The following is an 8,961-nucleotide window of genomic DNA, read 5'->3' on the forward strand; positions in this document are numbered from 1 at the left end:
ATGGGGAGAACCCACAAGCAGTATGTCCCCCCCGCGGCCGCCGTCCCCCCCGTCCGGCCCCCCTTTGGGTATGAATTTCACTCGGCGGAAACCGACGTGACCGTCTCCGCCGTCACCGGCTTTGACGAAGATTTTCGCTTCATCCACGAATCGGGGAGTTTTGGACAAACGATTCAGTTAACGGCGGGAACGACGCTGACTTTCCTTCGTTTCTTATCGAGGCGTTCGTAGCGAACGACTCCGTCGGCGGTGGCGAAGATCGTAAAGTCCCTTCCCATTCCGACATTTCGGCCCGGATGGATTCGTGTGCCGACCTGCCGGACAAGAATGTTGCCGGCGCGCACACTTTGGCCGCTGTATATTTTAATTCCACGGCGCTGGCCGTTGCTGTCTCTTCCGTTGCGTGTGCTTCCGCCCGATTTACTCGTTGCCATTTACGCCTCGATTTTGGTGATCTCGATTGTGGTGTAGAGCTGGCGATGCCCTTGGGTTCGTGTGTATCCCTTCCGGCGCTTCTTCTTGAATACAATCAATTTCGGCGCCCTTCCTTGCGAACGAACAACGCCTACGACGGTGCCTTTCGCTTCGGGGCCCACCTTTACCGTTTCGCCGTCCGAGAGCATCACGAGATCCTTGATTCGAACCTCGCTCCCCACCGGAGCGTCGATCTTCTCGACTCGGAGAGTGTCTCCGGAGGACACCTCATACTGATGACTCCCTAATCGAATGACGGCTTGCATGCTATTCCCGAAAAAGGGGCGATTAGGTACGGCTTTTTGAGGCGTGTGTCAAGTTTGACGGGATTCGCCTCGGAAAAAGAACCCGGCGCTTGTGTCAAATGTTTCAGGGAGTTAGAGTTTTCCGGTAAAGTCATTTGCCCGCCCACATGGCACCGAGAATCATCATCTTCCATGAGATCTTTACGATCCTGCCCGACCTCGAAACCCTTACGCGCGAAAAAGGCGTGGAAACCGAACTCGTAGCCGGCGGGAAAGAGGTTCTCTCGAAACTATCGGGTCCGGGTCCCAAGGTCATCATCGTGGACGCGGCGATGCCCCAGATGAGCGGAATCGAATGCTGTCGGCAGATCAAAGAGGGGAGCCTCGATCCGGTTCCCATTGTCGTTGTGGTTTCATCGATCGATTCACCGGCCATTGCTCAGCGAGCCAAAGACGCCGGAGCAGATTTGTTCGTCCTCAAAAATGAAGCGGGCCGGATGATTCCTCGATATTTGCGGGACGTTTTGGAGGGAAAGGTCGCCGCGTCCGGCGGTTTTGTGGACGCCGAAAAGCCGCTGGTGGCCCGGCCTGGCCGAATCGCGGTTTCAGGTCAGATCGTATTCTCTTTTGAAAATCAGGAGTATCGGGGAGTGGTGATCAACGCCAGTGCGAGCGGCGTGTTGTTCGCGAGCGACGCAACCATGCCCATGGGCACGCGGCTCACGCTCCGCTTTTCAAGTAGGTCCGGCGAGACCTACGAGTTTTCAACCGAAGCCATTCGGACGATTGAATTGAAAGAGCCGTACGAGAATTTTCCAAAGGCCATCGGCGCGAGGTTCGTCGATCTAAAGGAGGAAGACCGAGAACTGCTCGACGATATTTTGGCGGCAGCGCGGGCGCGCTCGAAGGCGCAGGCGCCGGAAATTGATGCAACTTTCGTTCGAAATTTTTTGGGAATCTCGACCGATGCAATTCGGGTCGTCGCCCTCGGAGGAGAAGGCGACGAAAAAGTGAAAAAAATTCTGGGAGAACTCCCGCCGTTCGAACGGCAGGCCTTCACGGTGGAGACGCCGGTCGCCGCGTGTGTGCAGCGAATGGTTTTGCTGCGATCTCAGTGCGATGCGTACCGTCTCTTCGTCCCGTCGATCCAGGCGGATCGTGGTGCCCTGGCCGCGCTTTTCCTCCCGATGTTGGCGCATCTCCTGAAGAAGGCCGATGAAATCGATCAGGAGGTCGAAGGCTTGGTTCGGGAAGCGGTTGCGCAAGGAAACAGTTCGGACAGGCAAGGCCTGAACGAAATGAGCACGCGCCTTTACGAGGCAAAAACCAAAATGATGATTTCCGCAACGGATACGCTTTCCTCTGAAGGCTTGGGACCCGAAGGGGCGATTCTCAAAGAAATTCAAACTCGCGTGGATCAGATTCGCTCTTTGTCAAAGGGAGCGGCGGTGGATCTCAAATATGATCGCCGGGCGGCGCCTCCCCCTCCGCCGCCGGGAGTGGAAGCGAGACCGTCGGTTTTCAAAAAACGGTCGGTTCAACTCACGATCGCGGCGTTTTTTCTCGTGACTGCTCTGGGAGCGGCCTGGAATTTCTTCGCTTCTCGCGTTTCCTCAAGCGAACTGCGGATTGGACTGGCGTTTACAAAAGCGAAGTTGGAAGAGGATGGACTGACCATTTATTCTTCCCAAGAGGCTTGGGATCGGCTCCCAAAGGAAGATATCAAGGCCATGCTCGACAATCTGGAGGCCTATCTCAAGAAGGAAAAGGCCCGGCAGTGCAAAATTGTCGACGAGAATGGAAAGCTCATGGCGGCTTTGATCCCCGGTCGGGTGGGGCGGAGCCTGACGTTACAGCAACGTATCGTTCGAAAGTAAGGCTCCTGGGTTATTTCGTCACGGGTCCTAAAGTCACTCAATGTCGTCGAGCGAGTAAAGGGCGGCGCCCCCTTCCACCTCTCCGGTGCTCGCATTCACGGATCCGACGCGCTCAAACAGAGACGTGGTTTGATCGCCGTCCATATCCCCCTCCGCACGAGCGGTGAAGCTTGCGGTGGTTCCCGAGCCGTTAGCGTCGGCCGAGTACGAGAAGAGAACGGGCCCATCCGCTCCAAACTTAAGAGAAGACCATGCGACGGATTCGAAATTCCCGAGTTGCTTTTGAATGCCCGGGTTCGCCGGGGTCCGGGGAGCGGTGATGAAAATCCGCGTGGCGATGACACCGGAGGATAGCGTGTGCTCTTCCTGGAAATAGGAAACCTCGCCGTCATAGATTTTGCGTATGTTGAGAGCGGCCTCGGCCGTTTTTGACTTTTTGAGATACCTACCCACGAGAGGGATGGCCACAGCAGCGAGGACGGCGATGATGAACACAACCACCATCAATTCAATGATAGTGAAACCCTTTTTTCGGAAGAATTTGTGCATCCGCGTGATCCCTCAATTTCTTGGTGAGTCTATAGCGTCGCACATTTCACCGGATTCGATCAAGAAATGGAGTGTGAACTCGATAGGTTACAGTGAATTCACCGCCGCGTCGTTTCGTTAGTAAACCATTGTTTCCGCCGGTTCTCAGGCCCAAAGATCCTGTTTGTTACGTGACGCCGCTTTGTGCCATATATATTCTTATTAAATATCAATATCTTATAGCACGTCTTCCATAAATTTTCTCGAAAAGTCGATAAATTGGCTTGATATGTCAGCTGAATGGCTAACCCCCTTTTTTCGTTGACAATTTTGCCTCTCTTTCCTAGTTTTGTGGGGGATAGTGGGATATCGTGGGTTAACGTGGTGGAGGCCGCCCGTTTTCGGCCGGCATTTTCATGTTCAGGGGACGTTACGATCATACCGTCGACGGAAAGGGACGTCTTTCCATCCCTTCCCGATTTCGAGAGATTCTTTCCGACAAATATTCGGAGAGCCTTGTCGTCACAAATTTTGACCGCTGTTTGGTCGCTTTTCCCCAGGAGGAGTGGGAGAACCTGGAGCGGAAAGCCGCCGCGCTGTCTCAGCTCAAGAAGGAAGTGAAGGCGTTTCAACGCTACTTCATCTCCGGAGCCACCGAGTGTCCGCTGGACGCGCAAGGCCGAATTCTTCTTCCGCCGAAACTGCGGGAATACGCCGATCTGCAGCGGGATGTGGTCGTGGTCGGGATGCTCAAGAAGATCGAGATCTGGTCGAAGACACGTTGGGAAGAAGCGTTTACAGATTCGCAAAAGAGCTTCGAGGAAATCAGTGATGTTTTGGCCGACCTTGGACTCTGAGAGCCGAACAGGTCCGGTCGTTTCGTCGCGCGTCGAAAGTCGGCACGTTCCCGTCATGGTTGCCGAAGTCATGGAACTTCTCGATGTTCAGCGCGGCCGGCATTACGTCGATTTCACCGTCGGCGGCGGAGGACATGCCGAGACAATCCTGGATGCCAGCGCGCCCGACGGCCATTTGATGGGTTTCGATCGGGATTCGGCGGCCGTGCGGCGTTCCGAGGAACGGCTGCGCCGTTTCGGCCGTCGAGTGAGAATCTTGCATGGCGAGCTGGCGAAGGCGCCGTTGCGTCTTTCCGAAGCGGCTCTTCCGCGCATTCACGGCGTATTAATCGATTGCGGTGTGTCGAGCGAGCAGCTCGAGGACCCACGCAGGGGATTTTCGTTTGATCGTTCCGGCCCCCTCGACATGCGAATGGATCCGACGGTCGGAAGAACGGCCGAGGAGTGGCTCGCGCATGTTCATGAAAAAGAGCTCGCCGATGTTCTTTTTCGGTTTGGGGAAGAACGGTTTTCGAGACGGATCGCCCGGGCGATCGTGGCCGCCCGAAAACGGAAGCGCATTTCGACGACCGGCGAATTAGCGGACATCGTCCGTTCCGCTCTGCCTTCCGCCGTCCGTTCTCGGTCCATTCATCCGGCCACGCGGACGTTTCAGGCGATCCGGATCCGTATCAACGACGAACTGGCGCAATTGGAGAAAGGGCTGAACGCCGTCGTCCGCGTCTTGCCGGCGGAAGCGCGAGTCGCGGTCATCTCTTTCCATTCCTTGGAAGATCGAATCGTGAAGAACGTTTTTCGCGCCGCAGCTCGAGAAAGTGGCGCCAAGATTCTGACACCCAAACCGATTCGGCCGACCCGGCTCGAGATCGATGCAAATCCGCGGGCGCGCTCCGCGCGCCTTCGAGGCCTTAAGATCCAAGGAGAGGCGGCGTGAAGACGCGGGGCCTCGTCGTCTTGGCCGCCTTCCTCACGCTTGGCTTGTCACTGCTGTACGTGCGATCGCGATTCTTGATGGTGGAACTGGGCTACACTCTGGCGGATAAACAAAGAGTCCGGTCGGAGCTCGAACAAGAGAAACGAGCTCTCACGCTGGAGCTCGCAACACTTCGCTCACCTTCGCGCGTGGAGAAAATCGCCCGATCGCAGCTGTATCTCGGCAGAACCGCGAGCAGAGATCGCTCGGTCGTCGTATCTCAGGAGCCCCAACCGTGAAAATCCGCGAACGGCATGGGCGCGGGCGGCTGGCGTTTTGTCTCGTCGGTTTCTTGGCGGGATTTCTTCTCCTTGCGTTTCGCAGCTTTCAGCTCCACGCGGGCATCGATAAACGTGTGGAACGGATGGAGTCGCGGCAGCGAGCATCGCAGATCACGTTGGCCCCGCTTCGGGGCACGATCTTCGATGCGAAGGGAAGGGAACTCGCCGTGGGACTTCGCGTTCCCTCCGTTTTCGCCGATCCCAGCGAAATCACGCGGCTTTCCAATGCGATCGCAAAGGTATCGCCGGTTCTAAAAATGTCCCGCAACGACATAACCCGCAAAATGAAATCGGGATCGAAAAAGTTCGTGTGGCTCAAGCGCCGGGTCGACCCAAGTACGGCAAGCCGGGTGAGAGCTCTGAAACTTCCGGGCCTTCATGTGATGACCGAAGGCGGACGCCTTTACCCGGATCGGGAATTAGCGGCGCAGATTCTCGGCGTGGTCGGTGCGGACGGACAGGGATTGGAAGGAATCGAGCGTTTCTACGATGCGTTTCTTCGAAGCCAAAAACTCGTCGTGCACACGGAGAAGGACGCCAAGGGCCGGTCCATTTTTTCCCGGGATATCATCTTCTTGGAGCCGGAGGCCGGCGCTCATCTTTACTTGACGATCGATTTGACGATTCAGCATTTAACGGAGGACGAACTTGAACGCGCGGCCGTGGAAAGCGGCTCGAAACACGCGATGGCGGTCGTCATGGAGCCACGCACGGGAAAGATCCTGGCACTCGCTTCCTATCCGCGGGTGAATCCGAATCGTTTGGATCGCACGGAACCGCAGGGCTGGCGAAATCGACCGGTGGAAGAAGTGTACGAACCGGGCTCGACGTTCAAGATTTTTACGCTCGCGGCCGCTCTTGAAACGGAATCGATTTCGCCCGATGAGCCGATCCTTTGCCGGAAAGGGAGTTTGGTCGTCAGCGGAAAGGTCATTCGAACTCATACGGATCACGAATGGCTGCGACCGAAGGACGTACTGAAGTTTTCCGACAACATCGGCGCGGCACGGGTTGCCCTCAAAACGGGCCGGCGAAACCTCGATCGTGTGATTCGAGAATTTGGATTCGGGCAAAGGACCGGAATCGACTTTCCCGGCGAAACGCGGGGGCTCCTGGCGCCGGCGAAGGGGTGGCGCGATGTGGATCTAGCCAATATCGCTTTCGGGCAGGGGATCGGTGTCACGGCCATCCAGCTGGCCGCGGCCGTTTCGGTGATCGCGAACGGCGGTTCCGAGGTTCGGCCGTATTTGGTCGAGCGGGCCGTCTTTTCCGACGGACGTTCCGTGGATTTCCGACGTTCGTTTACGCCGAAGCGGGTGGTTTCTTCGCGCACGGTTGCTCTGTTGACGGACTGGATGGAAAGCGTAACGGCGAAAGACGGGACCGGAATCGAGGCGGCGATGTCCAAGTACCGTGTGGCGGGAAAAACGGGCACGGCGCAAAAGATCGATCCGGCCACCCGCAAGTACGCGCATGATCTTGTGGTCAGTTCCTTTACGGGGTTCGCGCCCGTGTCCAATCCCGAACTCGCCGGCCTGTTCATTTTCGACCAACCTCGGCAAGCGGACTACGGAGGGACGCTCGCGGGGCCGGTGTTTCGCAAGGTCATGGAAACGGCGTTGAACTATCTCAATGTTCCGCCCGATCTCGAGCCGCCGGACGAGTCTCATGATTTTTTGGTTTCGGTTGCGGACGTGACGACGGTACCTTCTCGCGCGGAATTTTCGCCGGATACGATTCCGGACGTTCTTGGCCTCACTGTTCGGGAAGTCTTGACGGAAGCGCGGAAGCGTTCCGTGCGCGTCCGGATTGTGGGAAGCGGTGTGGCCGTTCAACAGGAACCGCTACCGGGAGCTTCGGTTGCGAACTCAAAGACGTGGGAAGTTCGATTTGCTCCCGATCGGAGCCGGACGTGACCGTATCGGAATTGATCCACGGTATTCCCGGCTCTTCGGTGAGAGGTCGAGGGAATATCCAAATTTCAGGCGTAGCCCTGGATTCTCGGAAGGTGGAACGCGGAGATCTTTTTGTGGCGCTGTCCGGAGCGAACATGGACGGTCGCCGATTTGCGGAAAAGGCGGTCGCGCGAGGAGCCGCAGCCGTAGCAAGCGACCAGCCGGTTGAAATCCGAAATATTCCGGTCATCGTGATTCCCCAGGCTCGGCGGTGGCTCGGAGCGTTGGCCTCGCGTGTGTACGGCGAGCCGAGCCGATCGATGACCGTCGTGGGAATCACCGGAACGAACGGGAAAACGACGACGGCGCACTTAATTGAATCGATTCTGACGGCCGGTGGCCGAAAGGCGGCGTACGTCGGGACGACGGCGTATCGATGGAGAAAAGGCTCCACGGTCATAGAGACCGACGCTCCGCGGACGTCGCCCGAAGCGCCGGAACTCCAAAAACTCCTTCGGCAGATGCACGACGACGGAACCACCGACGTGGTCATCGAGTGTTCCTCCCACGGTCTCGAGCTGGGCCGGCTCAACGAGATTCACTTCGATGTGGCGGTGTTTACGAATTTGACTCCGGACCATCTTGATTTTCACCAAACGATGGGCAGGTACGAGGCGGCCAAATGGCGCCTCTTTAGTGATCTCTTGCCCGCTAGCGTGAAACAAAACCGGATCGCCGTCGTGAATCTGGATGACGCCGTCGGCGCGCGTTGGATCTCGAAGCTTAGCGTTCCCCGATTGACCTATTCGCATTCGAACAGCGGCGCGGACATTTTTGCGACGAAAGTCGAAATGTCTCCGGCCGGGCTTCAAGCGACGATTCAAGTGAAAAAGGAAAAAGCGATTGTCCGATCCTCGCTCATCGGCCTCTACAACTTGTCCAACCTATTGGCGGCGGTTGGAGCCGGAGCCGCATTAGGTTTGCCTCTGTCTCGGATCAGCGCCGGGATCGAACGACTTCATCGAGTACCCGGCCGTTTGGAGGCCGTGGCGAACCCGAAGAATCTTCAAGTCTTGATCGATTACGCTCACACGGAAGATGCGATAACGAATGTTTTGGAAACGCTGCTTCCGCTTCGCAAACGGAGATTGATCGTGATCTTTGGATGCGGCGGTGACCGAGACAGGCTCAAACGGCCGCGAATGGGGGAGGCCGTGACTCGCCGGGCAGATGTGTCCATCGTGACGTCCGATAATCCGCGAACGGAAGAGCCGGCGTCGATCGTCGAGGAGATTCTTTCCGGGATTCCAATGCAGTTCCCAAGAATGGAACCTGAAAAACTAACCGGCGACTCGAAAGGCGTCGTAGCGGCTGTCACGGATCGCCGTGAAGCGATTCGCCTCGGTATTTCTATCGGCCGATCGGGCGATATTATCTTGATTGCGGGCAAGGGGCACGAAACGGTTCAAGAGATTCGCGGCGTACGGCATCCGTTCAGCGATCGCGAAGTGGCTCGGGAGCTTTTGGAAGGAGGGAAGGCGTGACGCTCCCCCTGCGCGTCGATCACAAACTTTCGCTGGCCGATGCGGTTTCGGCCATGCGCGGAATTCCAAACTCAAAGCTCTCGGGGAATCTTTCCGGGGTCTGCTTGGACACGCGCGTTTTGCGAAAGGGGGATCTCTTCTTTGCCCTTCGCGCGGCGCGGGACGGACACGAATTCGCGCGTCAGGCACTGGACAAAGGAGCTTGCGCGGCCGTCATTGAACAGGATCTTCCGGACATCAAGGAAAAATTGATCCGCGTGCAGCGTACTTGGGACGCGCTTGGAGAT

General features: G+C 57.1%; 11 protein-coding genes. 7 read left to right on the forward strand and 4 right to left on the reverse strand.

The annotated features are described in order from the left end of the window. The 3 genes from VI895_10420 to rplU all read right to left on the reverse strand — a co-directional run. On the reverse strand, window positions 1–168 hold a 168-nt coding region (locus VI895_10420; GenBank protein HLG20211.1), incomplete at its 3' end, for a GTPase ObgE. A 5-nt stretch (window positions 169–173) separates the two neighbouring features. Next, entirely contained in the window at window positions 174–434 is a 261-nt protein-coding gene (rpmA, locus tag VI895_10425; GenBank protein HLG20212.1) for a 50S ribosomal protein L27, read from the reverse strand. Continuing rightward, window positions 435–740 carry a 50S ribosomal protein L21 gene (gene rplU / locus VI895_10430; protein ID HLG20213.1) on the reverse strand — a complete coding sequence of 102 codons (306 nt, stop codon included), beginning with the start codon at window positions 738–740 and terminating at the stop codon, window positions 435–437. Window positions 741–886: 146 nt separating this feature from the next. Here rplU and VI895_10435 point away from each other — a divergent pair, with 146 nt between their 5' ends. Then, window positions 887–2,596: a response regulator gene (locus VI895_10435; protein ID HLG20214.1), complete on the forward strand. Its 1,710-nt coding sequence runs from the start codon at window positions 887–889 to the stop codon at window positions 2,594–2,596. Window positions 2,597–2,629: 33 nt separating this feature from the next. Here the strand turns inward: VI895_10435 and VI895_10440 are convergent, their stop codons facing one another. Continuing rightward, entirely contained in the window at window positions 2,630–3,145 is a 516-nt protein-coding gene (locus tag VI895_10440) for a prepilin-type N-terminal cleavage/methylation domain-containing protein (protein ID HLG20215.1), read from the reverse strand. Window positions 3,146–3,540: 395 nt separating this feature from the next. On the opposite strand from VI895_10440, the gene mraZ reads away from it, so the two are divergent. From mraZ to VI895_10470, 6 genes are all read left to right on the forward strand, one after another. Continuing rightward, window positions 3,541–3,981 carry a division/cell wall cluster transcriptional repressor MraZ gene (mraZ, locus tag VI895_10445; GenBank protein ID HLG20216.1) on the forward strand — a complete coding sequence of 147 codons (441 nt, stop codon included), beginning with the start codon at window positions 3,541–3,543 and terminating at the stop codon, window positions 3,979–3,981. Continuing rightward, the gene (gene rsmH, locus VI895_10450) at window positions 3,956–4,915 is read left to right on the forward strand and encodes a 16S rRNA (cytosine(1402)-N(4))-methyltransferase RsmH (GenBank protein ID HLG20217.1); all 960 of its coding nucleotides are present in this window, start codon (window positions 3,956–3,958) and stop codon (window positions 4,913–4,915) included. Before mraZ ends, rsmH begins: the two co-directional genes overlap by 26 nt. Beyond that, on the forward strand, window positions 4,912–5,193 hold the full coding sequence (locus VI895_10455; GenBank protein ID HLG20218.1) for a cell division protein FtsL: 282 nt from the start codon (window positions 4,912–4,914) through the stop codon (window positions 5,191–5,193). Before rsmH ends, VI895_10455 begins: the two co-directional genes overlap by 4 nt. Further along, window positions 5,190–7,151, forward strand: a complete 1,962-nt coding sequence (locus VI895_10460) for a penicillin-binding protein (GenBank protein HLG20219.1) — start codon at window positions 5,190–5,192, stop codon at window positions 7,149–7,151. The genes VI895_10455 and VI895_10460 overlap by 4 nt, the downstream gene beginning before the upstream one ends. Then, on the forward strand, window positions 7,148–8,674 hold the full coding sequence (locus tag VI895_10465) for a UDP-N-acetylmuramoyl-L-alanyl-D-glutamate--2,6-diaminopimelate ligase (protein ID HLG20220.1): 1,527 nt from the start codon (window positions 7,148–7,150) through the stop codon (window positions 8,672–8,674). The genes VI895_10460 and VI895_10465 overlap by 4 nt, the downstream gene beginning before the upstream one ends. Before the next feature lie 53 nt (window positions 8,675–8,727). After that, window positions 8,728–8,961 (forward strand): Mur ligase domain-containing protein (locus VI895_10470; protein ID HLG20221.1); only part of this gene is annotated, 234 nt, incomplete at its 3' end.

The organism is Bdellovibrionota bacterium (genome assembly GCA_035292885.1).
GTDB lineage: Bacteria > Bdellovibrionota_G > JALEGL01 > JALEGL01 > DATDPG01 > DATDPG01.